Annotated in this window: 21 protein-coding genes; 12 read left to right on the forward strand and 9 right to left on the reverse strand. The window is 38.9% G+C overall.

Going from position 1 to position 24,362, the window contains the following annotated elements:
- Window positions 1-28 precede the first annotated feature (28 nt).
- The gene (locus L3V46_RS21475) at window positions 29-649 is read left to right on the forward strand and encodes a TetR/AcrR family transcriptional regulator (protein WP_004818238.1); all 621 of its coding nucleotides are present in this window, start codon (window positions 29-31) and stop codon (window positions 647-649) included.
- A 226-nt stretch (window positions 650-875) separates the two neighbouring features.
- Entirely contained in the window at window positions 876-3,566 is a 2,691-nt protein-coding gene (gene ppc / locus L3V46_RS21480; protein ID WP_096732458.1) for a phosphoenolpyruvate carboxylase, read from the forward strand.
- Between the two features lie 41 nt (window positions 3,567-3,607).
- Here ppc and L3V46_RS21485 read toward each other — a convergent pair whose 3' ends face one another.
- Window positions 3,608-4,273, reverse strand: coding sequence for a hypothetical protein (locus L3V46_RS21485; RefSeq protein WP_239046706.1), 666 nt, complete (start codon window positions 4,271-4,273; stop codon window positions 3,608-3,610).
- 63 nt (window positions 4,274-4,336) lie between these two features.
- Between L3V46_RS21485 and L3V46_RS21490 the strand changes: the two genes are divergently transcribed.
- From L3V46_RS21490 to L3V46_RS21505, 4 genes are all read left to right on the forward strand, one after another.
- The gene (locus tag L3V46_RS21490; protein WP_004718858.1) at window positions 4,337-4,768 is read left to right on the forward strand and encodes a hypothetical protein; all 432 of its coding nucleotides are present in this window, start codon (window positions 4,337-4,339) and stop codon (window positions 4,766-4,768) included.
- A gap of 2 nt (window positions 4,769-4,770) precedes the next feature.
- Entirely contained in the window at window positions 4,771-6,075 is a 1,305-nt protein-coding gene (locus L3V46_RS21495) for a M15 family metallopeptidase (RefSeq protein WP_239046803.1), read from the forward strand.
- Window positions 6,076-6,087: 12 nt separating this feature from the next.
- Window positions 6,088-6,543 carry a hypothetical protein gene (locus tag L3V46_RS21500; protein WP_239046707.1) on the forward strand — a complete coding sequence of 152 codons (456 nt, stop codon included), beginning with the start codon at window positions 6,088-6,090 and terminating at the stop codon, window positions 6,541-6,543.
- 371 nt (window positions 6,544-6,914) lie between these two features.
- The gene (locus L3V46_RS21505) at window positions 6,915-8,216 is read left to right on the forward strand and encodes a solute carrier family 23 protein (RefSeq protein WP_004718863.1); all 1,302 of its coding nucleotides are present in this window, start codon (window positions 6,915-6,917) and stop codon (window positions 8,214-8,216) included.
- 49 nt (window positions 8,217-8,265) lie between these two features.
- Here L3V46_RS21505 and L3V46_RS21510 read toward each other — a convergent pair whose 3' ends face one another.
- Window positions 8,266-8,982 (reverse strand): nucleotidyltransferase domain-containing protein, encoded by a 717-nt coding sequence (locus L3V46_RS21510; RefSeq protein WP_239046804.1) that lies wholly within the window; start codon window positions 8,980-8,982, stop codon window positions 8,266-8,268.
- Between the two features lie 181 nt (window positions 8,983-9,163).
- Entirely contained in the window at window positions 9,164-10,294 is a 1,131-nt protein-coding gene (locus L3V46_RS21515; protein WP_239046708.1) for a TDT family transporter, read from the reverse strand.
- Between the two features lie 207 nt (window positions 10,295-10,501).
- Between L3V46_RS21515 and ribF the strand changes: the two genes are divergently transcribed.
- From ribF to L3V46_RS21535, 4 genes are all read left to right on the forward strand, one after another.
- Window positions 10,502-11,503, forward strand: a complete 1,002-nt coding sequence (gene ribF / locus L3V46_RS21520) for a riboflavin biosynthesis protein RibF (protein ID WP_034614658.1) — start codon at window positions 10,502-10,504, stop codon at window positions 11,501-11,503.
- A 61-nt stretch (window positions 11,504-11,564) separates the two neighbouring features.
- Entirely contained in the window at window positions 11,565-14,405 is a 2,841-nt protein-coding gene (ileS, locus tag L3V46_RS21525) for an isoleucine--tRNA ligase (RefSeq protein ID WP_034614654.1), read from the forward strand.
- Window positions 14,398-14,937, forward strand: a complete 540-nt coding sequence (lspA, locus tag L3V46_RS21530) for a signal peptidase II (protein WP_004718873.1) — start codon at window positions 14,398-14,400, stop codon at window positions 14,935-14,937. The genes ileS and lspA overlap by 8 nt, the downstream gene beginning before the upstream one ends.
- On the forward strand, window positions 14,930-15,415 hold the full coding sequence (locus L3V46_RS21535) for a peptidylprolyl isomerase (RefSeq protein WP_004818226.1): 486 nt from the start codon (window positions 14,930-14,932) through the stop codon (window positions 15,413-15,415). The genes lspA and L3V46_RS21535 overlap by 8 nt, the downstream gene beginning before the upstream one ends.
- A gap of 72 nt (window positions 15,416-15,487) precedes the next feature.
- Here the strand turns inward: L3V46_RS21535 and L3V46_RS21540 are convergent, their stop codons facing one another.
- Window positions 15,488-16,177 carry an aspartate/glutamate racemase family protein gene (locus L3V46_RS21540; RefSeq protein WP_239046709.1) on the reverse strand — a complete coding sequence of 230 codons (690 nt, stop codon included), beginning with the start codon at window positions 16,175-16,177 and terminating at the stop codon, window positions 15,488-15,490.
- Window positions 16,178-16,494: 317 nt separating this feature from the next.
- Between L3V46_RS21540 and L3V46_RS21545 the strand changes: the two genes are divergently transcribed.
- Complete coding sequence (locus tag L3V46_RS21545) at window positions 16,495-17,400, forward strand: LysR family transcriptional regulator (RefSeq protein ID WP_151957662.1); 906 nt, start codon at window positions 16,495-16,497, stop codon at window positions 17,398-17,400.
- 138 nt (window positions 17,401-17,538) lie between these two features.
- On the opposite strand, the gene L3V46_RS21550 is transcribed toward L3V46_RS21545, so the two are convergent.
- Window positions 17,539-18,282, reverse strand: a complete 744-nt coding sequence (locus L3V46_RS21550; protein WP_056516994.1) for a sulfite exporter TauE/SafE family protein — start codon at window positions 18,280-18,282, stop codon at window positions 17,539-17,541.
- A gap of 208 nt (window positions 18,283-18,490) precedes the next feature.
- Between L3V46_RS21550 and L3V46_RS21555 the strand changes: the two genes are divergently transcribed.
- Complete coding sequence (locus tag L3V46_RS21555; protein WP_239046710.1) at window positions 18,491-19,888, forward strand: glutamine synthetase family protein; 1,398 nt, start codon at window positions 18,491-18,493, stop codon at window positions 19,886-19,888.
- A 171-nt stretch (window positions 19,889-20,059) separates the two neighbouring features.
- Here L3V46_RS21555 and L3V46_RS21560 read toward each other — a convergent pair whose 3' ends face one another.
- The 4 genes from L3V46_RS21560 to ilvD form a co-directional block, all read right to left on the reverse strand.
- Window positions 20,060-20,437: a surface-adhesin E family protein gene (locus L3V46_RS21560; protein WP_239046711.1), complete on the reverse strand. Its 378-nt coding sequence runs from the start codon at window positions 20,435-20,437 to the stop codon at window positions 20,060-20,062.
- Between the two features lie 52 nt (window positions 20,438-20,489).
- Window positions 20,490-20,780, reverse strand: coding sequence for a chorismate mutase (locus L3V46_RS21565; RefSeq protein WP_016539541.1), 291 nt, complete (start codon window positions 20,778-20,780; stop codon window positions 20,490-20,492).
- Window positions 20,773-22,113 (reverse strand): hypothetical protein, encoded by a 1,341-nt coding sequence (locus L3V46_RS21570; RefSeq protein WP_239046712.1) that lies wholly within the window; start codon window positions 22,111-22,113, stop codon window positions 20,773-20,775. Before L3V46_RS21570 ends, L3V46_RS21565 begins: the two co-directional genes overlap by 8 nt.
- Before the next feature lie 248 nt (window positions 22,114-22,361).
- Entirely contained in the window at window positions 22,362-24,191 is a 1,830-nt protein-coding gene (gene ilvD / locus L3V46_RS21575) for a dihydroxy-acid dehydratase (protein ID WP_239046713.1), read from the reverse strand.
- Window positions 24,192-24,362: the final 171 nt, after the last annotated feature.

Here is a 24,362-nt window from a genome sequence, read left to right on the forward strand (position 1 = left end):
ATTAACCTATTTTTTTTTGGAAATTATTGTGCAAACAACCGCTGGACGTCCAAAGGACTTAGAAAAACGGAAACACATTTTGGAAGCCGCCAAAAAGCTATTTCTAAAATTGGGTTATCATGGTTCAAGCATGAACCAAATTGCCAAAGAAGCAGGCGTCACAAAGCTGACGGTATATAACCATTTTCAAGATAAAGAAACTTTATTTTGCTGCGCCATTGAAGCAACCTGTGAAGCGTCTATCGATGCTCGACCATTACGACTCAATCTTCAAAGTGATTTTTATGCGCATTTTTTTCAGGCGTGCGAGTTGGCACTCACTGTCATTAGCCTACCTGAAGCCATTAAACTTGAGCATTTGTTGTTAGAACTTGCCGCAGAGAAAAATCCTTTGGCTTTACAGTTTTATAATTCTTCCCATCAAAGAATGTGTGCAGTCTGGCAAGATTTTTTCCAACAAGCGGGCACGCTTAAATTTATTCAAGCAGATAACATTGAAAAACAAATCAACCTGATTCTGTCATTATTATTGGGTGTTCGACACCACGAGGTTTTATTGGGGATCCGCCAAATTCCTACGGAAGATGAAAAACAACAAATCATCACCGAAAGTATTGATTTATTTATGATGAAATATAAAGCCAACTGAAATTATTTAAAACCAAAATAATGCCCAAGTGTTGTTTAAGGCATACTCAATGCATATCGCATAGGCTTGTTGATATCAAAAGGGCAAAAACTAAAGCTAAATATCCAAATTAAAATTAAGTCAAAGTCGACTTCTTGCACAGTCATTTACATACTTTTGTAGGGAGTCACTTGGATTGTGGTGGAATCACGTTATATTCGAGATAACAAGAACTGGAGAGTAACAAATGGTTCAACAAATTGATGCTCCGCTGCGTGAAGATGTACGCTTACTCGGAAACCTTTTAGGCGAAACGCTAAAGGAACATGCAGGACAAGATTTGTTTAATCAAATTGAACAAATTCGGGCTTTAGGTAAAGGCGCTCGAGATGGTCAAATTGAAGCAGAAAAACAACTTGAACAATTATTTTTAAATTTAAAAGATGATGAAATTCTGCCACTCACCCGCGCCTTTTCACACTTTCTAAATTTTGCCAATATTGCTGAACAATATCACGTTGTGCGTAGTCGTCGTCAAAGTGAGTGCGATGAAAATTCACCATCACCCAATGTGCTGGATCATTTATTTAGCAAATTCAAAGATCAGCAAATTTCAGCAGAAACGCTCTATAAACAAATTTGTGAATTAAAAATTGAATTGGTTCTCACGGCGCATCCAACCGAAGTCAGTCGTCGTACTTTAATCCAAAAATATGATGGCATTAATCATTGCCTGTCTACTTTTGATCAGCAAAAACTGACACCTAAGCAACGTGCAGATGTGTTAACCGATTTAAAACAACTGATCTGTTCTGCATGGCAAACTGACGAAATCCGTCAGCATCGCCCAACCCCGATAGATGAAGCAAAATGGGGTTTTACCACGATTGAACAGACATTATGGAATGCGGTTCCAAAATTCATCCGTGAATTGGATGACCTCGTTCAGGACAATTGTGCAAAAGCTTTGCCTTTGGATATTTCTCCAATTCGTTTTGCATCTTGGATGGGGGGTGACCGTGATGGTAATCCGAATGTCACCCATAACATTACTCAAGAAGTTTTGTGGTTGTCACGCTGGAAAGCGGCTGACCTTTATGTGCGTGATATTGAAGATCTTCGTTGGGAACTCTCGATTGAAGCCTATTCCAATGAGCTACTTCAAGCTTTGGGTTATAGCCATCCTGAACCTTACCGTGAATATTTGCGTGCGACCCGTGAACGCCTCAAAGCAACCCGTCAATGGTTAGCAGATAAATTACGTGGTCAGCATTCAGATGTAGATCGCAGTTTAATCATTCGCCATAAAGATGAATTATTACAACCGTTATTACTTTGCTATCGTTCACTGATGGCATGTAATTTACCTGAGATTGCCAATGGTAAATTGCTCGACTTTATCTATCGAGTAAATTGTTTTGGTATTGAATTGCTTAAACTGGATATTCGCCAAGAGTCAGGCCGTCATCGTCAAGCCATCTCAGCAATTACCGAATATCTCGGTTTGGGTAATTTTGAGACATGGACAGAACAAGCGCGTCAGAACTTCTTATTGCAAGAATTACAAAGCAAACGCCCATTATTGCCTAAACATTTAAATGAGCCTTCAGGTAGTCTGATTGAAAACCCAGATGTTCAAGAAGTCTTTGCAACCATGCGTACTTTGGCTGAACAACCCAAAGAAAGCTTAGGTGCTTATATCATTTCAATGGCGGAATATCCAAGTGATGTTTTGGCGGTATTGTTACTGCAAAAAGAAGCGGGAATTGAGCATCCATTACGCGTTGTTCCTTTATTTGAGACCTTGAAAGACTTGGATGGTGCGGCAAGTACCATGAGTACCCTGTTCAATATGCACTGGTATAAACAGCATATCCAAGCTAAGCACGAAGTCATGATTGGCTATTCGGATTCTGCCAAAGATGCTGGTTTTATGTCCGCAAACTGGGCCCAGTATCGTGCGCAAGAAGAGCTGACTGCAATTGCCAAACAACATGGCGTTCAACTGACCTTGTTTCATGGTCGTGGTGGTTCAATCAGTCGTGGTGGTGCACCAACCCAACAAGCATTATTTTCTCAACCGCCGGGCTCAATTTCAGGTGCAATCCGTGTGACTGAACAAGGTGAAATGATTCGCTTTAAATTTGGTCTAGAAGAAATTGCCTTACAAAATTTGGAAATTTATGCTGCTGCGACCTTAGAAGCGACATTATTACCACCCCCTGTGCCAAAACAAGCATGGCGAGATTTGATGCACAGCATGACGGATTTATCTGTTCAGGTATATCGTCAGACCGTGCGTGAAAATCCTCATTTTGTTAAATATTTACGCACCGTCACCCCTGAGCTTGAGTTACAAATGTTGCCGCTTGGTTCACGCCCTGCGAAGCGTAAAGTCAGTGGTGGGATCGAATCTTTACGTGCCATTCCTTGGGTTTTTGCCTGGACCCAAATTCGTTTAATGCTTCCTGCTTGGCTGGGTACTGGCGCAGCGATCAACCAAGTGATTGATCAAGGTCAAAAAGCGGTATTGGATGAAATGTTAACGGAATGGCCTTATTTCCAAACCTTAATTGATATGTTGGAAATGGTTCTCTCTAAAGCCGACTCAAATATTGCACTGTATTATGAATCTCATCTTACCGATGATGAAGACTTAAAAGTACTTGGTGCTGAATTACGTCAACGCTTGCATGATGCAGTACAAACCCTGTTGGCGATGAAAGGTGAATCGCAGCTGTTAAGTTCCAATGATGTGCTTGATCAAGCCATGAAAGTACGTAAGCCGTATTTATTACCCTTGCATTTATTACAAGCCGAATTGATGAAGCGTCGTCGTGCATATTTGGCTGAATGTCAGGCGGAGCATACCCCTGTAGATCATGCACTGATGGTCAGTATTGCTGGTATTGCGGCCGGTTTACGTAATACGGGTTAAGTTCAAGTTTCTTTGAAGGGGTACATAGGTACCCCTTCAACTTAGTGACCCTTGATAAATTCATTTCTTTGATTATGGATATAGGCAGAAAAGCATTGGTTTCTTGTTTGGAAGCAAATATTAAAACTGCTACTCATCCAAGTATCGACTTGACTTTGTTTATAGAAAATTTCTGCAATAGGATGAAGGTAATAATTAAACCCATCTGCTTGTTGCTCAAAAGAACTATAACTTCGTGCATTGCTATACAAGTTGTTTAAATCTTGCGTTATTTCCTGAATATTTTGGTTAAAAAACCAAACGATTACATCGTTATTTTGAAATTCACGAGTTCGATAAACGCCTGTTTCATCACATTCAACCGCAAAAATTTTTGCACCTGAATCACTAAAGCTTGAATAGAGCAATTTGGATGATTGGATTTGCTCATGCTGACCAACCTCCATTTCACGAATTTGTCTGGATATATTTAAACATTCTGGTAATTTTTTAAGATCAGATTCAGCATTATTAATAAAAAGTCTTATTGCTTTATCAATGACATACATTTCACCCGTTCCCGTGATAACACCGCCATCCCACCCATACAACTTTACATCGTCATATTCCTCAAAATCATTGATATTTTTATCTTTTAATTGAATGTTTTTGTTATCTACAGCAACCACTACACCATCCTCAAGTTGTATAGCAATGATAAAAGTCATATTGTTCATTTTTGTAAGATATGCTAAACATATAATATCAACAAACTAATAAATGGTATAGTCATGGCTGGTGGTTCACAAATCATCATTTCAAAAAATGGCATAACAATTAAAACACCAAATGATTTTAAAGTTTTTGCCGGGCAACATCAGTTTAAAACGGGAAGTCGTGTTAAAGCTGAAATTCCAACACTTCCTATCTTAAAAGAAGAGACTCTATTTAGTAATAAATGGGATTTTTATGATCTTTTTTACCAGACTGATTTTTCTAATGTGAAATATAAACTCATCAATAATAAAAATAACACCTATGTTTCAGGGACACTGGATCAGCATGGACGAACCCAAAGACTAAGCTCGGACCATAATGATGACTACGATATTCTCATTGGTACAGAAGAAGATTGGACCGTGTCTGTAGATGATGGTCTTGACGATGAGGACGCGTTTGAATACCTATGCCGTTCACATGACCAGCATGATCAAGAGGTTTAATGATGGATTGCTTAGCAAATATTAAATTTCTTGATGCATTAGAACAACCTATTCAAGGATTAGTCCATCAACTTTGGGTGGGGGCTTCTCTTATATCTGATCATGTTACTCCTACCAGTGGTGAATCTGTTTGGTTTAAACGACCAATAGGCACAATGATTGATGTGAGGATCAGGAGTAGTACATCTGGGGAATATCAATCTAAAGTCAAAATACAGCTGGTTGGAGAAAAAACAATTTTTATTGTTCGTAGCCCAAAAGTTTTACTGAAAGGCTTGAATCTTTCTACAAAGGATGTGGCAACTGGTACTTATCTAAGATCAACCTATATTGTGGCTGAAGGTGATTATTTATCTCGAATAGCGAATGATAATCAAACAACGACATCAGAATTGATCAAAATAAATAATTTAAAAAGTGATACAGATATTCATCCTGGGCAAGTGCTAAAAATCCCTGCCAAAAAAACAGCAACATCTGAAAATAAAACTAAGCCAGTAGAAACAAAACCTCGTCAGCAAGAAAAAACCACGATCATTGTGGTTCAGTACAAAGATACATTAACTTTAATTGCAAAGCTTACAGCTAATACGGTCGATGAAATTAAAAAGCTTAATGGGCTAAGCGATGATCATCTCCGTGAGAACCAAAAGTTAAAAGTCTATGAGCGTAAAGTAGGGCTCACTCAAGCAAAAGCCAAAGTTGAGAGCAAGAAAGATAAGACGTCTACGCCACCAAAAGTAAAACAGAATGCTTCTCAAAACAAAGAAGAATCTCCTGTGGCTGAAGTGGAAGCACCTGATCCTGTCAATACTAGTGGCTTATTACCAGAGGCATGTGGAGGAGAAAAGCATTACAAAAGGACTTTAGCGCGAATTGCTGAGTTACATGCTACTTACCAACCCTATGTTATTGAATTGATAAATACAGCATATGAACAGCTTGGCATCACTTGGGTTATTACAGATGGATACAGAAGCCCTGCTGCTCAAGGTTCTTTGTCTGGAGGTGTAACAAATGCAGGGCCATTACAAAGCTATCACCAATATGGTTTAGCTATAGATATTGTATCCGTGAGAAATAGTAAAATCACTTATCTTTCAGACGGCAAACAGTCTATAGCTGATAGTAAGGCATTAGGTTTAATTGGGGAGCAATTAGGCTTAGTATGGGGAGGTCGATTTAAAACAAAAAACGGGCCAGATTACCCACATTTTGAATTACATCCCAATGGAAAAACATGGCGTAACTTGAAACCACAGCTGTTAAAACTGGGTGTGAGTAATTACAAGAAATTAATTTTTTAAAAGGAGACACTCTTGCATATATTTTTTAGACTTTTAACTATAGTTTTCTTTCTGATAAGCACAAATGTCGAGGCAAAACAAAAACTCTATACTGGTGAAGAAATAGCAAAAACTTATAAATTATTACAGTCAATCACAATACCCGCTATATATGAAAATGGAGTGGTACTTACTAAATATGCTAATTTTTATAAAGCAGATGGTGGAGAATGTATTGTTGTTTCTAGATTAGATAATGAATCTAACTTTGGTGGGTACGAGGATGTCATATATTTTAAAAAAAGAATAATGTTGCGTAGTTCAAAACAAAGTTTTTTTTCCATTTTTTTAGATGATGATGCAAAGATAAAATCTAAAAAAATCAAATATAGCGATTATTTAAATGGTAAAGATGTACAACAAGGCCTAAAAGAAGATTTCATTTTATATCGGAAAAAAATGAATAAAAACACATTAAATCAATGTTAAGGATGATTAAGATCAAACTATTAATAATCTTATTTAATTATGCTGACACTGACTAATGTTAATTAACTCGCTATTAATTTAAAAGCAACTTCACACAAATAAAATGCCTAATTCATCAACAATTGCAAAAAAATCTCAATTTGAATGGAAAAAATTTAAGCAGTTACAAAATCCTGAATTATTCTTCTTTTTTATATTTATATTTTTTAATACTTTGATTTTACGCACTAACATTATTCAAATATTTGACCGAATGGTACAAAACATCAATTTTCCCTAATAAATGCAAGTGCTTAGTTTGACTAAAATGATTAAAACTCTCGAAAAGAAAGCGTATGATGTGTCCAATTTGTTTTTTGAGTGCTCAATTTATGTCCAACTGGTTTCCCAAATGGCGTCCTTATTCTGGCAGCATTGATGCAAGACCTGTCGGTACCAATGAGTATTTACCTCCTGCGCAAAGTGTCGTTTTAGGGATTCAACACGCATTTGCCATGTTTGGCGCAACTGTACTCGCACCCTTTTTAATGGGCTTTGACCCAAACCTTGCCATTTTAATGTCAGGGATTTGTACCATCTTATTCTTTATTGTTACGGGTGGTCGTGTTCCAAGTTACCTAGGTTCAAGCTTTGCCTTTATTGGGGTGGTGATTGCTGCAACTGGCTATGCTGCATCAGGCACAGGTACACCAAATGCAAATTTAGCTGTTGCTGCTGGTGGGATCATGGCATGTGGTGTGTTGTATGCAATGTTCGGCTTGCTCGTGATGGCAACGGGGACCAAATGGATTGAAAAGCTCATGCCACCAGTGGTGACTGGTGCAGTGGTCATGATCATTGGTTTAAACCTTGCGCCTGTTACGGTGAAAGGTGTCGCTGGCAATGACTTTAATATGTGGATGGCATTGGTCACTGTACTGTGTATGGGTTCAATTGCTGTATTCACGAAAGGGCTATTACAACGCTTATTGCTCTTGGTCGGGTTGTTATTGGCTTATTTGATCTATTTCATTGTTGCAAATGTAATGGGAAATGGAACACCGATTAATTTCACGCCGATTCAACAAGCTGCATGGTTTGGTACACCCACTTTCCATTCACCTGTTTTTGATCTCAATGCAATGTTAATTATTGCGCCGATTGCTTTAATTTTGGTGGCAGAAAACTTGGGCCACATCAAAGCAGTCAGTGCCATGACTGGCGAAAACCTAGATCCACAAATTGGTAAAGCTTTTGTTGCAGATGGTATTGCAACCACGCTTTCTGGTGGTGTCGGCGCACCTGGTATGACCACCTATGGTGAAAATATTGGTGTAATGGCCGTTACGCGTGTTTATTCTACGATTGTTTTTGTTATTGCGGGTATTTTTGCAATTTTCTTAGGGTTTTCACCTAAATTTGGCGCAGTTATTCATACCATTCCAACGGCGATTTTAACAGGTGCTTCAATCGTGGTCTTTGGTTTAATTACCATTGCGGGTGCGAAGATTTGGATTGAAAACAAAGTCGATTTTTCTCAAAATAAAAACTTGATGGTTGCCGCAGTAACAATCATTTTAGGAACGGGTGACTTTGCCCTTCAATTTGGTGATTTCAACTTGGGTGGTATTGGTACGGCAACGTTTGCAGCATTGATTCTCAACTGGTTCTTTAGCTTAAAAGATAAATCATAATTATAAATTTAACCTATTTTAAGCAGCCAAAAGGCTGCTTTTTTTATTTTTATATAATGTGAGCATCTATCCACAAATAAACGTTTTTTATTTCTTGGAGAGAGGTCTCACTCGATACATTTGGGTGATCAAGTTCTTTTAACAAGTATTGAAACGCTGCTTTTTGTTCAGGATATACATCTATCGCTTGTGCCACAGTATCGTTTAAATTGCATGGCCATCCTTCTATATTGTTCAATGTCAAAGGAAGCAATCGTATTATCCGTTTAATTAAAGATTTTTTAAGGTTGATTAATTCTTTTGCTGTTTGATCAGATGCCTCTAATATGCGTAAATACCCTTGTATATCAGCATCATAACCACTATTTATCGCCTTAATTACATCTCGATCAATTTGAACATCGTTAAAAAGTGCAGATAAATCTTCTCCATAAATATGCTGACAAAAGAATTTGATCCATGCTCCCCAACTTTGTAAGGAATGCTTATTTAAAACCTCGTCTAGAAAACCAATATCGACATCAACTTTAGGCAGAAATGGGTGTAAAACCTTAAGATTTGCGCTTATTTCAGCAATCTTTTCATTTAAATTTTTAGGTTTATTTTTAAAAATAACACAAAGGTCTAAATCTGACTGACCGATAATTGCAATGCCTTGAGCGACACTGCCATAAACATAGATACTATGTAAATCTTCGGCAAAGCTGCGACTAAAAGCGTTAATCACCTCTTTTAGCACGGGCTGAAATGCTTTTTGAATCCTCATTGATTGCAACATTCATCCATTTTTAAATTTTCTCAAACCAACATCATACTGCTTATATAAGATTTATTTTGTATTTCAATATTAAAAAAGCCCAACTGTAATCAATAGACAATTGGGCTTGGGCGATTTTATCATTAGTTCTTAATGATTGTTTTATAGACTGATTAATAAGGTTTTCTGTTTATTCACGTTCTAAAAAAGTCTTTAAGCAAGGAGAGAAAAACAAATTCCCTTGATACATTCCCCGCAAAGTTTTGCTCATCACCATCACCCACAACATCATTAAAATTACAGCAAATGCTAAGCCTGTATCTACAATAAAACTGAGATGTAATTGGTGACCTAAACTCAATATTGCCAAGGTAAATACACCCAGTGGGAAAGTTAGCCCCCACCAACCGAGATTAAATGGTAGCTCGGTTGCCGCATGTTTGAGTGTGGTTAGAATTGCGATTGCAACCCACCACACACCAAAGCCAAGCAAAATAAAACTTGCCACAATCCCAGCATTTTGAAAGAACACACCTAAATTTTCTAACTGAATCAATGCCAAAACTTGAGGAGCCTGAGCACCTAGAACCAAGAGTGCCAATGCACCTGTACCAATTGGCCCTAAAGCTAACCAGCTTGTAATTGCCAACTCTTTGCTCGGCAATTGATGTACAGCCAAACGTAACATCAGAATGGTGAGAATCCCAAAAGCAGGCAATACAGACATCCCCCACAGCATATAACTGGCGAATAAAATAGCCACTGCCTGTTGACTCGCATGCATATGCGCTAAAAGTAAGCCGCCTGATGTTGCTGCAACTTCACAGGCCACAATTGGCAATAGCCACATTGCAGTCATTGTATGCAATTGATGATCTTGTTTATGGAACATACAAAACGGTACCAGCACCCCAATACCCACCGCTAAAACCACATCGACATACCATAACAACTGCGCAATTTGGAACGCAACATCACCATAAATGGGTATGCCATATTTTAAAAAGCCATTTAATACCGTTGCCAACCCCATTGGAATTGCACCTAAAAAGAGTGCCATTGCGGGATGGGAAAAAATCTGCTTCGCTTCTTGAGGATAGATGAGCCAGCGTAAGACATACAGTAGGATAAATACAGTAAACAATAGCGTGTTAAACTGCCACAAAATAGTTGCCAGCTGCCATAAAAAATCAGATGCAAACGGAAATTCAGGCAAGATTAGTGCAACAACCCCTGTTCCCATGGTCATGGTGAACCAGTTTGGCGTAAACTGTCGAATCACATCACCTGTTTGTTCAAGTTGGTAAAATGGCTTTTTCATCGCTTCATCCTCATTTCAGCAGATAAATTGATTATAAAAGCATCTTTTAATAAATAAAATTGATTTAATTTCATAAAATGAATCAATTTTACTGATATAAAAGTATTCTCAGTCATTTTTTTCTGGATAAAAACACAACAACAAAGACGAAACTGTGAGATTATGGCAATATATAGTCCTTTCAAATTTTAAGCTTATTTTGAAACCATGCAGCTGTTACGTCTAAATGCCTTAGCACCAAATTTTCAATTGCCCCAAACCGCTGTGACGATTGGCAATTTTGATGGTGTCCATTTGGGACATCAGGCGATGGTTTCTCAACTCAAAGAAGTGGCTGAAGCCCAAAATTTAAAAACCTTGGTGATGATTTTTGAGCCGCAACCTTTAGAGTTTTTCAAAGGTTATGAAGCACCACCACGGATTTCATCACTCAGAGAAAAAGTAGAATATTTATCTGAATTGGGTGTTGATTATATTGCTATCGCTAAATTTGATAATCAATTCCGTAGCTTAAGTGCTGAAAACTTTGCAAGCCTGTTAAAAAACAAACTCAATGCGCAAAGTTTGATCTTAGGTGATGATTTTCACTTCGGTAAAGACCGTCAAGGCAATAGTGAATTTTTAAAACAATATGGTTTTGATGTCACCAATCTCAATACCATTGAATTTAATGGCGAACGTGTCAGTTCAACCCGTATTCGCCAAGTTCTCCAAGCGGGTGACTTATCACTTGCAGCAAAATTATTGGGTCGCCCATACAGCATGATTGGTCGTGTGCAATATGGTGATCAAATTGGTCGTACTTTGAATTTTCCAACCATCAATGTTCGACTTGGCCGTCATAAACCCTGTTTAAGTGGTATTTATGCTGTCGATGTTATTTGCGAAAGTACCTCATTGACACAGAAAGTCAAAGCTGAGAACCCCGATAAAATAGGTGTTGCTGGCTATCAAACAGATGCGTTATTTGGTGCGGGCCATGTGGGAACACGCCCTGCAATCAAACAAGAACATCCAGAATGGCGATTAGAAGTACATTTTCCAAATGTTTCTGCTAATCTGTATGGTCTGTTAATGCGAGTCACTTTCCTCGACTATTTACATGGTGAATTAAATTACCCATCACTTGAAGCGCTTCAGGCGGGAATTGATGATGATGTCGAGCGTTTGCTTGAGTTTCGCAAAAACACCCCCAAATTTCCTTTTTAACTTAAACTTTTATTGTAAAACGCGTCAGCAATGGTGCTGATAATATTGGATGACAACTTGCATGAGCGATAAGCAAACTTCTGAAAATGCAGTGGATTATAAAGCCACGCTAAACCTACCAGGTACTGAATTTGCAATGAAAGCAAATCTCGCAGTACGTGAAGCAAAATGGTTAGAAGAGTGGTATGCCGACAACATTTATCAGCAGATTCGTGCTTCGCGTATTGGCAAGAAAAAATATATTCTGCATGACGGTCCTCCATATGCAAATGGTTCATTGCATTTAGGTCATGTCGTCAATAAAGTTTTAAAAGACATTATTGTTAAAAGTCGCACTTTAGATGATTTTGACGCACCTTATGTTCCAGGTTGGGACTGTCATGGTCTACCAATCGAACTCAAAGTCGAAGAAAAAATCGGTAAAGTTGGCGTAAAAGTTGACGCATCGACTTTCCGTAAAGCCTGCCGTGAATATGCATATACTCAAGTCGAATTACAGAAAAAAGACTTTGTTCGTATGGGCGTGTTTGGAGACTGGGATAATCCATATCTCACCATGAACTTCAAACAAGAAGCAGATATTGTTCGCGCGCTCGGTGAAATTGCCAAAGCAGGTCATATCGAACCCGGTCTAAAACCTGTGAACTGGTGTATGGATTGTGGATCATCACTTGCTGAAGCAGAAGTGGAATATGAAGATAAAAAATCTGATGCAATTGATGTGGGTTTCGGTGTTGTAGATCTTGCTGATTTGTCTGCAAAAGTGGGTGTCAACGTTAACAATCCAACAGATATCGTGATTTGGACAACGACACCTTGGACATTACCTGCGAACCAAGCGGTTGCCTTACATGCGGATATTGCCTATCAATTGGTGGAAGTTCAGTCTGAGCGTGGCACACAAAACTTAATCTTAGCCAAAGATTTAGTTGAATCTGCATGTGAACGTTACAAACTTGAACAACCAAAAGTATTGGCTGACTTTGTCGGTGCGACGCTCGAAAACTTACAATTACAACATCCATTGATTGTAGATCGCCAAGTGCCTGTGATTTTAGGTGAACATGTCATTGCAACCAGTGGTACAGGTGCTGTGCATACTGCACCTGGACATGGTGTGGACGATTATAAAGTTGGCTTAATCTATAACTTAAAAGTTGAAAACCCTGTAAGTGGTAATGGTGTATATTTACCGACTGCGCCTCTTTTTGCAGGCGAGCACATTTATAAAGCCAATCCAAAAATCATTGAAGCATTAACAGATGCTGGCAAACTCTGGGCGCATCTGCCAATTAAGCACAGTTACCCGCATTGCTGGCGTCATAAAACACCAATCATCTTCCGTGCAACCCCACAGTGGTTTATCAGCATGGATGCGAATGGGTTACGCCAAGATGCTTTAAATGCAATTGAAAATGACATCGACTTTGTCCCTGATTGGGGTAAAAACCGTATCAAGTCAATGATTGAAGGTCGCCCAGACTGGTGTATCTCTCGTCAACGGACTTGGGGTGTGCCGATTCCATTCTTTGTACATAAAGATACCAATGAATTGCACCCTCGTACCGCAGAGCTCATTGAAGATGTGGCGAAGCTCATCGAAAAAGAAGGCATTGATGGTTGGTATAATCGTGAAGCCAAAGCGTTTATCGGTGATGATGCTGAGCAGTACAATGCTGTTCGTGACACGCTCGATGTATGGTTTGACTCAGGTACAACGCACTATGCAGTATTGCGTGAACGTGCAGAACTGCAAGATCCAGCTGATTTATATCTTGAAGGTTCTGACCAACATCGTGGCTGGTTTCAGTCTTCATTGCTCACGTCGATTGCGATCCATAAGCGCGCACCTTATAAAGCCCTGCTTACACATGGTTTTACCGTGGATGAAAAAGGTCGTAAATTATCAAAATCATTGGGTAACTTTATCCCACTTGAAGACATCATCAAGCAGTTAGGTGCTGATGGTTTACGTTTATATGTTGCATCAAGCGATTATCGTTATGAAATTGCCGCAAGTAACGAAATTTTTAGCCGTGTAAGTGACAGCTATCGTCGTATTCGTAATACTTTACGTTTCTTATTGGCAAACTTGAATGGCTTTAAACCATCAACAGATGCGTTACCTGTAGATCAATTGATTGCATTGGATCAATACATCTTACAACGTGCAGCAGACGTACAGAAAACCATTCAACAAGCTTATGAAGATATGAACTTCCATGTCGTCACCAATGCTTTGACCAGTTTCTGTATCAATGATTTGGGTGGTTTCTACTTAGACATCATCAAAGACCGCCAATACACGACTAAAGCAGACTCCACAGCACGTCATTCTGCTCAAACTGCGTTGTATCATTTGGTTCAAGCCTTTGTTCGTTGGATGAGCCCTATCTTGAGCTTTACAGCACAAGAAGCGTGGCCATTGATTCCAGAACAAACTGAAAAATATGTATTTACAGCGCATTGGTATGATATTCCAGTGGCATCAAGCACCAACTTGATCTCTGAAGCGGATTGGCAAACCTTAATTGAAGTCAAATCTGCGGTTAATAAACAGATTGAGACAGCGCGTAATGCTAAATTGGTTGGTAGTAACCTGTCTGCTAAAGTTGAACTTTGGGCAAATACAGACCTACAAAACGTCTTGAAGCAATTGGGCGATGAGCTTCGTTTTGTCTTGATCACCTCTCAAGCGATTGTTTATGACTATGCTGAGCAAGGTGAAGCAACAGAACTTGAAGGCCTACGTGTTAAAGTTTCTGCTGCTGAAGGCGAAAAATGTGCACGTTGCTGGCATGTTCTTCCAGATGTGAATACACATCATGCACATCCAGGGCTTTGTTCTCGTTGTATTATTAACCTTCCTACAGGTCAAGGCGAAGAGAGAAAATATGCCTAATCCGCAAAATAAAAAGGGCTTATTGCAGTTTTATCCGCATAATTTGATGTGGCTTGGACTTTCTGTCCTTGCCATTATCATTGACCAATGGACAAAAAACATTGCAAGTGCAGAGCTGACTTATGCTCAGCCTGTACCTGTATTGCCCTTCTTAAATTGGACATTACTGCATAATTACGGCGCAGCATTTAGCTTCTTGTCTGATGCGGGTGGTTGGCAGCATTATTTATTCACAGGTCTTGCAGGCGTTGTATCGATCATCTTTATTTTTTGGCTCATGCGTATGCCAAAAACCACGCTGATCTTACCTGCTGCAATCGCATTGATTCTTGGCGGTGCATTGGGGAATTTAATTGATCGGGTGACATTAGGTTATGTGGTCGATTTTATTCATTTGCATTACCAAGGCAGTAGTTTCCCTGCATTCAACATTGCCGATAGTGCGATCACTCTCGGTACGATTTTATTGTTAATTGATACCTTCTTTTTAGAAAAGCATCGTATTCAACGTGCGGAAGCGCAAAATGACTGAACAAATGATTAACCCCAATGACGAAACGCGTGTTGCGGATGGCTCAAAAGTAGAACTGCATTTTTCTGTTGCCATCGAAAGTGGTGTTGAAATTGATAACACACGTAGCCGTGAAGAGCCTGTAAGCTTAGTGATCGGGGATGGCAGTTTATTGCCAGGTTTTGAAAAAGCCTTATTTGGTCTTCGTGCAGGTGACCGTCGTACTGTTAGCCTTCCACCAGAAGATGCTTTCGGTCCGTGGAATTCTGAAAATGTGCAAAAATTCGATACAGTAAAATTCGAACAACGTCCTGTTGAAGGCCATATGATTGAGTTTGAAGACAAAGCCAAACAAAGTCTATTTGGCGTGGTTAAAACTGTCGGTGAAGACATCACTGAAGTGGATTTCAACCACCCACTCGCAGGTAAAAATATCACTTTTGAAGTGGAAATCTTCAAAGTTACCCCTGCGGGTCAACAAGGTGTGAAAATTATGTAAGCCTTTGCTTATATAATATTTAAAGCTCCTTCGGGAGCTTTTTTGTTAATACAAATACCCGCGTCAAAAAGGTCAAGACAAAGCAAAATCCACAGCAGCTTGCACATGGATCGACGTTGTATCGAACAGCGGAACAGAAAACTGAGTATCTCCAATGAGCATACAAATTTCTGTACATCCCAGAATAACGCCTTCAGCACCCTCTAATATTAGCTGCTCAACAATATGGATGTATTTCTGACGAGATTCTTCCTTGATCACACCTAAACACAATTCATCATAAATAATATTGTGAACCATCTGTCGATGCGCTTGGTTAGGCACCAGTACATTGATGCCTTGTTCTTCTAACCGATGCTTATAGAAGTCTTGTTCCATGGTAAATTGAGTACCTAACAAACCGACTTTGCCAATATTCTGTTTTAAAACTTCTTTTGCTGTTGCATCAGCGATATGAATAAATGGAACTGAGACCGAGCTTTCAATAGCAGAAGCAACTTTATGCATGGTATTGGTACACAGTAAAATCCCTTCTGCCCCTGCTTTCTCCAACTGAATTGCCTTCTCTGTTAAATACAGTGCTGCATCGTCCCATAAACCTTGACGCTGTAATATTTCTATCTCAGCAAAATCAACACTGATTAAAACAATTTTTGCAGAGTGTAATTTTCCTAATTTTTGTTGAACGCTTTTATTCAGCTGTTGATAGTACAAGTCTGTAGATTCCCAACTCATTCCACCTAATAAACCAATCGTTTTCACTTTTTTTACTCGCTTAGAATTTTCATCTTTTCTAGGGTGTTTTGAGATTTCATCAATGGTTTGCGTTTTAGACTCAAATTGGGCAAGTCAGGCATATGATCAATATCAATCAAGTTACTTATGTTTCAAACCTATATATTTTCCAATACAAGCACTTTAAATATCCAGTGACTATCGTACGATATCGTCGTGATCAAGCCTTCATTGTTTCAATTTAAATCTCGTCTTACTCATCGCTGAAACAATCTACACGATATCGCATATTTGTATGATTATTCAGCTATACTTTGATCTCATTTCAGCTCTTAATGATTCGCATGCGCCTAGACTTCTTCGATTTGCAACTGTTTATCAATATCGTGGACACAGGGAGCCTCACCAAAGGTGCAGAACGCTCGTCGATTTCACTACAGGCAGCCAGTGAACGTATTAAAAAACTCGAACAACAATATGCCACAAGCCTTTTTACCCGCCATGCCTCTGGGGTCAAACTCACAATTGCAGGTCAAACTTTTGCAGAACAGGCTTTACGTCTAATACAACAAAGTAAACAGCTTGAACAAGCGATGTCACCCTTCGCAAAAGGTCTAAGCACACAGATGACTTTGTGGTGTAATTCATCTGCACAAAGTGAATATCTGCCCTTATTACTTCCTCAGTATTTAGTTGAAAACCCCCATATTCAGATTGATCTACAGGAAGCTGAAAGTAATGAAATTATTCAGACCCTTGAAAAAGGCAATGCAAAACTCGGCTTAATTTCGAGCTTTTTTAATGCACATCAATTACAAACTTTAGCCTTTTCAGATGATCCGTTAGTGCTGATTTGTCCATCAAATCATGAATTAAGCCAGCGAACAGAGCTCAGACTGGTCGATACTCTGAACTATGCCTTTGTGGGTTTAATGCAATATCACTCTCTACAGCAGTCGATTGAAAACCAAGCCAAATTGCTCAATTGTGCAATTCAGTATCGTTTAAGATTGCCAAATTTTGCTGCGATCGCTCAAGTGGTTGCGAGTGGTGTCGGCATTGCCATTATGCCCAAACGGGCAGCAATGCGACTCAATCAACTCTATGCATTTGATCAAATTGAACTAGTCGGTGAATGGGCAAAACGTCAACTACAATTGGCTGCTCAAAATTTTGATGAACTTCCAACAGCATATCAACACTTTGCCCAATTCTTAATTTCACAAAAATCGAAACTGATTTTAGCTTAAAGACTTAAGCACCACGCTGATATTGATTTTTAAAACTAACTAAATCGCTATCATCTGCTTTGATTTTTTCAGTTTACCCAAGAGGGTCATAGCTTCACATGTGCGGACAGAGCCATTACACGACCATTTGTCCTCAGACTAGATCACGCCAAATTGATGCAATACTGAATATAAGCCAAAAATCACCAAGCCACAGAAGAAAACTTTACGAAATTTTTGCTCTGGAATACGATAACGAATTTTTGTTCCCACCCACATTCCTATTAATGCAGGCACCAAAGCAATAAGAGATAACTGATAATCAATTGGCGTATCTTCAACAGGATTTTGATGTAAGAAAACAGCAAGACACAATGTTGAAACGGTAAAAGCTAAACCTAGAGATTGAACCAAATCATCACGCTTTAACTGCAAAGATTGTAAATAAGGGACCACAGGAATCACCACCACTCCCGTGGCAACAGTTAAAGCACCGCCTAAATATCCAATGATTGGGGAAAGCCATTTTTCATGCGGTGCAAGATTTGGCATACGTTTGGAAAATAAACCATAGAGTCCATACAATGCCAGCATTCCACCCAGTAATGCTTCACTATGAAAACCACCACTAGAGTGGCCTAAAGTTGGGAAAACACTCCAAATTGAACCGATAATAATCCCCAACAGTAAGGGATAAAAACGGCGAACTAACCGCCATACATGACCTTCAGCAAACAATTGCCAAAAGTTGGTCACCATAGATGGAATGATCAATAAAGTTGCGGCTTGGAATGGGCTAATCACAAGGCTTAAAAGTCCCATTGAAACGGCAGGTAAGCCGAGACCAATTGTGCCTTTAATCATGCCTGCAATTGCAAATACACCAATTACAAATCCCATCATGTCGTTTTACCTCAATATTCTGAGGCAATGCTACGCCAAAGCTTTGTTTTGAAATATCACTGTTTTTAGGATAGAGCCTCAAGCAATGATTGAGGCTTGATGTTGAGTGTTTTGGCTAAGTATCTAAGAAAAGAATTTACGATCATTTTACGTTACTAGAGTAAACAAGCTTTCTATAATTTTTTTACCCCATTTGGATTTATTCACAATGAATATGTCACTTGCCAATTCTACAAAAATATTCCCCACAGCACTGATCTTAGAAAATCAGGGCATGCATGATTTCAACAAAGAAATTCAACAATATTTAGAAGATTATCCAGAGACCCAGTTTATTGATATCTGCTTACATGATCTCAATGGTCATCTTCGTGGTAAGCGTATTGAAGTAAATGCCCTCCACCAATTGCAGAAAGGCTGTTATTTTCCGTTGTCTATTTATGCGATGAGCTTGGATGGTCAAGTGGTTGAAGAAAGTGGGCTGGGAAAATATATTGGCGAACCCGATCGCTTATGTATGCCCGTCTTGGGCAGTCTAAAGCCTTGTGCAGATCAACCCAATCAGCATGCCCAGCTGCTATTAACCATGAAATCCGATGATGGTTCAGATTGTGTGATTGAGCCTCGCAATATATTAAAAAGAATTTTATTGACACTGCATCAGATGCACTATTTTCCAATGATGGCCGGTGAAATCGAGTTTTATTTGTCTAAAAATATCCAAGATGCCCCGTTTTCTCCCCAATCTGATCCGCTTTCTACCCAATGTTTCGATGTCGATACTCCGCATAATTTTCAAACTGTCATTCAACAAATTGAATTAGAAGCAAAACGACAAGATATTAATTTAACAGGTGTTGTAGCTGAAAGTGCTTCTGGACAATTTGAATTAAATATTCAGCACAGTGACAACATTTTAAAACTGTGTGATGACATCATGAGTATTAAACGAATGATTCGTCAAATTGCGATGCAACATGGTTTAAAAGCCAGTTTTATGGCGAAACCAAATATGGCAATAGCAGGCAGTGGCATGCACTTTCATATGAGCATACGCAATCAATGGCAAGACAATCTTTTTAAAATAGATCAGTTGAAAAATCCAAACCCCATCATGCATAAAGTGATTGCAGGTTTACTTGACTTAATGCCCGCATCCATGGCTATTTTAGCACCCAATATTAACGCATTTCGTAGATTCCAACTTGGCAATCATGTTCCACTCGAAGCCAATTGGGGCTTCAATAATCGCAATGTTGCGATTCGTATCCCCTGTTCAGATCAGGACAATCAACGCTTGGGATATCGTGTTGCGGGTGCAGACGTCAACCCTTATTTGTGTGTTGCAACCATTCTGACGGGGGTACTGCATGGCTTACATGCAGCACTGGATTTACCTCAATCAATCCAACAAGTAAAAGTGATTAACTCACAGCATTTCTTACCCTCTCATCAGCTTGAAGCGCTGCAATTATTTGAAAAACATGCAGTCTTTAAACAATATTTTGGTTCAGATTTTATCCAATTATGGTGTGCATGTAAAAAATTTGAATATCAAACTGTCATCAATAAAATCACAAATGCAGAATTGGAATGGGGCATATAAAGGGCTGATTTAAAAATTCTAATGCCTTAAATTAAAATAGTATGATGGCCATAAATTAACAGTGATCAATAAAAAAATCCCTTTTATATAAAAGGGATTTTAAGCAGCTTAGACTGAATTGCCTTAAAGCTGATTATGCTTTAAGTATTGAAATAAATAACAATTTAGAAACTATTTACACACGGCTTTAAAAAATGCCAGATTAATTTCATCATCATCGATATCACTTGGATCTGAATCTTGTGGATCGCTATTGATCAATTGACCATTTTTTTTATAATCTTCAACCAAGGTGATATTTGTCGTACGATCAGCACATTGGTCTAAATTATGAGAAAGTGTATAGTCACCTTTTTTCATATCCAGTTCTTCACTGTCTGCATCAGCAACAAACTTAGCCCAATAATTAACCGTTTTGTCTTTTTTCACAATACGATCGGTATCTAGATAAAAACTACCATCCTCATCTTTGACAATAAATTTCCAATTTTCTGCAAGTGCATACTGACTCAACATTGTTGTGATGCAGATTAGAATAATTTTTTTCATACCGTTCTCTAAAATAAATATTTTTATGGGCAAAATTAAAATCACATCACCGTTATGGACGGATTTCTTTTAATTCTCTTTGGATAAAATGCTGGATCATTTCCCGATAGAGCATTTCCACCAAATCAGGGTTGGTGCCAACATCTATGGCTTTCTGACGTACTTTATTAATCACTTGTTGTACACGCTCTGGAGACTGTACGTCATCTACATTACGTTTAAATCGGACAGCTTGATCAACATAAAATTGGCGGGTTGCAATCAGCTCAATCAGTTCCTGATCCAACTGATCGATTCGATCACGTACTTGTTCTAATGATTCACATTTCTCTTTTTTAATCATCTGTTTTTTCTGCATCCTGTGCTTCTATATGATGTTGAGCGCGTTCCAACTCATTCTCGGCTTTATACTTCTGTTCTAACACATTACTAAAAATACTTTCAATCATCCAAACCCGATATAGGCTATTAAAAACGTAACGCTTTCCTTCAATACGCAATTCTAAAACAGGAAAATCAGGCTGATGTTTCTCTGCACATTGCTGATCGTTGGCTGTTAATAAAGCTTCAACGTCAATATCTGTTAGATTTTCAATCCCTAAATCATGTTGCATTTGCTGTAAATGCGGCTTGAATGATAAATCACGCCCCTTGGTCCAAACCGCCTGTAAAATGTCATACATCACATCTACACGTTGCTCTTCTGCTACGCTGTAATAAAGCTTTGCCATATTTAAGGTGCTTTCAGCAGTCGGACGACAGAACGGGGTAAATTTCACTTCTGAACGCTTGGAAAGACGGGTCGCCAAACTCCAATCAAAAAAGTCCCGACCGTGATAACTCAGCGGAAATAAGTTCAACTGAATATTATAATAATTTGCGAGTTCTTCTTTGATATATGCCAATAATAACCAACTGATCGGGTCTTCTAAGGCAATATATAAATCAAGTTCAGGATGCATGGCCTGAATTTCAGCAAGCTCTTCTGCATCACTCATCAAATGCTCACGCCATTCAATGTGATTGATCAGAAAAATAGGGTTATCAATCAATAATTTTTGTTGTTTTAAACGACGAGTTAACCGTAATAAATCATCCACTGCATGATATTTACGTCCACCAAATTCAAAATAGCTTTCTAAAATTGGGTTTTGACCAAACACGCGTTCTGGAAAATTTTGCGGTTTTTGATGCTGACTGGCCATCACGAATAAAGTACGCAATTTGCCATACTGCTGCTGCCACAGCATATGAAATACATCTTCGAGTAAATAAAGAAAATTTTGACCGGTTAGCGGTGTATTTCTAAGAATTGTTTCCGCTTGTTGTAATGCTTCTTGAGTCGGTTGTTCTGGTTTTTCATCATCATAACTAAAACGATGTTGATTGGCTAAGATTTTGGCGTCTTCTAAACTATAATTGCGCCATTCTTCTATGGTCATGCCATTGGGGGGTTCTGCTGCGGTATTGGAAATAATCACTTTAAGTGGCTTTAAATCATCACTTAAAAGATCTTCCAATTGGGTCAGTTGCTGTACAGCAAGATAGCTATAAACATCATCTAAACGCAGATAAATACTCAGTCCCTGTTCCGTAGATAACACCTCTTGACGAATCGGCTTTTGGTAAAACCAACTCGATCGGATTGGATCAAACCAACGGCGTAACAGTGACATGCGTAGAGCCTCGAAATAAGCACTGAAAAATAAAAGAAAATCTGATTGAAACTCGCTCAAGCATACCATTCATTCACGGGTGATGCTGAGAAAATTAATTCTAACCAGTCATAACAAAACTTATAACAATTTGAATCTGAATGATCAATATCCCAAAACTCGATAAAATTTAAATCGTTAGGTCAATGCAATAAAAAGCACCCAATCCATGAGTGCTTTTATTTTGTTTGGGAATCTTATTTTAACGCTTAGATTTCACGCACCGCACCTTTCGACGCACTGGTGGTATGCATAGCATAAGCTTTTAATGCTTTTGAAACCTTACGTGGACGTTCTTCAGCTGGCTGCCAACCTTTTTGGTCTTGAACTTTACGGCGTGCAGCTAAGGTTGCATCATCAACAGCGAGATGAATTGTACGATTTGGAATATCGATTTCAATCAAATCACCATCTTCAACCAATCCAATAACACCGCCCTCAGCAGCTTCTGGCGATACGTGACCAATGGAAAGACCTGAAGAACCACCAGAGAAACGACCATCTGTAAGTAAAGCACATTCTTTACCTAAGCCTTTCGATTTTAGATAGCTGGTTGGGTAAAGCATTTCTTGCATACCCGGACCACCGCGTGGACCTTCATAACGGATGACAACCACATCACCAGCTTTGATTTCATGACCAAGAATTGAATCTACAGCAGCGTCTTGGCTTTCAAAGACACGAGCCGTACCATTAAATTTCAGGATCGAATCATCTACACCCGCAGTTTTTACAATACAACCATCTACAGCGATGTTTCCGTACAGTACAGCCAAACCACCGTCTTTAGAGAATGCATGTTCAGCATTACGGATCACACCTTTTTCACGGTTACCATCTAAAGTTTGATAATAACGGTTTTGTGAAAATGCTGTTTGAGTCGGAACACCGCCTGGTGCTGAACGGAAGAACTCGTAAACCTCTGGATCTTCGGTACGAATAATATCCCATTTATCTAAAGCATCTTTCAACGTATTTTCATGTACGGTATAGACTGATGTATCCAATAGACCAGCACGATCCAATTCACCTAGAATTGACATGATACCGCCTGCACGATGGACATCTTCCATATGGACATCTTGTTTTGCAGGGGCAACTTTACACAACACAGGCACTTTACGCGATAAACGATCAATATCGTCCATGGTAAAATCAACACCTGCTTCATGTGCCGCAGCCAATAAATGCAATACGGTATTGGTTGAACCACCCATTGCAATATCTAGCGTCATCGCATTTTCATAAGACGCTTTGGTCGCAATTGAACGCGGTAATATGGTGTAGTCATCTTGTTCATAATGGCGCTTTGCCAACTTAACAATCAATTGACCGGCTTTTTCAAATAATTTTTGACGATTTGCATGGGTTGCTAAAGTTGAACCATTACCCGGTAAAGATAAACCAAGGGCTTCTGTCAAACAGTTCATTGAGTTGGCTGTAAACATACCTGAACATGAACCACAAGTTGGGCAAGCTGAACGCTCGTATTGTTTTACTTCTTCATCGGTAAAACTATCATCAGCAGCAACCACCATTGCATCAACGAGATCAATCGCATGTTCTGTACCACGGATTTTAACTTTACCCGCTTCCATTGGGCCGCCAGACACAAATACCACAGGAATGTTTAGACGCATTGCCGCCATTAACATTCCTGGTGTGATTTTGTCACAGTTAGAAATACATACCATGGCATCTGCACAATGCGCATTGACCATGTATTCAACAGAATCAGCAATCAAATCACGCGAAGGCAATGAATACAGCATGCCGTCATGCCCCATTGCAATACCATCATCGACTGCAATCGTATTGAATTCTTTTGCCACACCACCCGCTGCTTGAATCTGTTCAGCAACCAGCTGACCTAAGTCTTTTAAATGCACATGACCAGGGACAAACTGAGTAAATGAGTTGACTACCGCAATAATCGGTTTACCAAAATCTTCATCTTTCATTCCTGTTGCACGCCATAAGCCACGTGCACCAGCCATATTTCTTCCATGTGTCGATGTTTTTGAACGATAGTCAGGCATTTGTATTTCCAACATTGTTTGAGCTTGAAATGAATATCAATTCACTCTGGCTAAATAAAACTGATATAGCAATAAATCAGTCGAAATATGAACACATCATACTATAACTTAGCATATAACCAATGATCTTGAGCATGATCTTTTTTTAAACAAGACGTGTCTATTGATATT

Source organism: Acinetobacter sp. AG3, from assembly GCF_022343575.1.
Classification (GTDB): Bacteria; Pseudomonadota; Gammaproteobacteria; order Pseudomonadales; family Moraxellaceae; genus Acinetobacter; species Acinetobacter guillouiae.

Bases quoted from the DNA above. Each gene is read 5' to 3' on its own strand.
- ppc (WP_096732458.1), top strand. From the start codon at position 876: ATGGTTCAACAAATTGATGCTCCGCTGCGTGAAGATGTACGCTTACTC.
- L3V46_RS21485 (WP_239046706.1), bottom strand. From the start codon at position 4,273: ATGACTTTTATCATTGCTATACAACTTGAGGATGGTGTAGTGGTTGCT.
- L3V46_RS21490 (WP_004718858.1), top strand. From the start codon at position 4,337: ATGGCTGGTGGTTCACAAATCATCATTTCAAAAAATGGCATAACAATT.
- L3V46_RS21495 (WP_239046803.1), top strand. From the start codon at position 4,771: ATGGATTGCTTAGCAAATATTAAATTTCTTGATGCATTAGAACAACCT.
- L3V46_RS21505 (WP_004718863.1), top strand. From the start codon at position 6,915: ATGTCCAACTGGTTTCCCAAATGGCGTCCTTATTCTGGCAGCATTGAT.
- L3V46_RS21510 (WP_239046804.1), bottom strand. From the start codon at position 8,982: ATGAGGATTCAAAAAGCATTTCAGCCCGTGCTAAAAGAGGTGATTAAC.
- L3V46_RS21515 (WP_239046708.1), bottom strand. From the start codon at position 10,294: ATGAAAAAGCCATTTTACCAACTTGAACAAACAGGTGATGTGATTCGA.
- ribF (WP_034614658.1), top strand. From the start codon at position 10,502: ATGCAGCTGTTACGTCTAAATGCCTTAGCACCAAATTTTCAATTGCCC.
- ileS (WP_034614654.1), top strand. From the start codon at position 11,565: ATGAGCGATAAGCAAACTTCTGAAAATGCAGTGGATTATAAAGCCACG.
- lspA (WP_004718873.1), top strand. From the start codon at position 14,398: ATGCCTAATCCGCAAAATAAAAAGGGCTTATTGCAGTTTTATCCGCAT.
- L3V46_RS21535 (WP_004818226.1), top strand. From the start codon at position 14,930: ATGACTGAACAAATGATTAACCCCAATGACGAAACGCGTGTTGCGGAT.
- L3V46_RS21545 (WP_151957662.1), top strand. From the start codon at position 16,495: ATGCGCCTAGACTTCTTCGATTTGCAACTGTTTATCAATATCGTGGAC.
- L3V46_RS21550 (WP_056516994.1), bottom strand. From the start codon at position 18,282: ATGATGGGATTTGTAATTGGTGTATTTGCAATTGCAGGCATGATTAAA.
- L3V46_RS21555 (WP_239046710.1), top strand. From the start codon at position 18,491: ATGAATATGTCACTTGCCAATTCTACAAAAATATTCCCCACAGCACTG.
- L3V46_RS21560 (WP_239046711.1), bottom strand. From the start codon at position 20,437: ATGAAAAAAATTATTCTAATCTGCATCACAACAATGTTGAGTCAGTAT.
- L3V46_RS21565 (WP_016539541.1), bottom strand. From the start codon at position 20,780: ATGATTAAAAAAGAGAAATGTGAATCATTAGAACAAGTACGTGATCGA.
- L3V46_RS21570 (WP_239046712.1), bottom strand. From the start codon at position 22,113: ATGTCACTGTTACGCCGTTGGTTTGATCCAATCCGATCGAGTTGGTTT.
- ilvD (WP_239046713.1), bottom strand. From the start codon at position 24,191: ATGCCTGACTATCGTTCAAAAACATCGACACATGGAAGAAATATGGCT.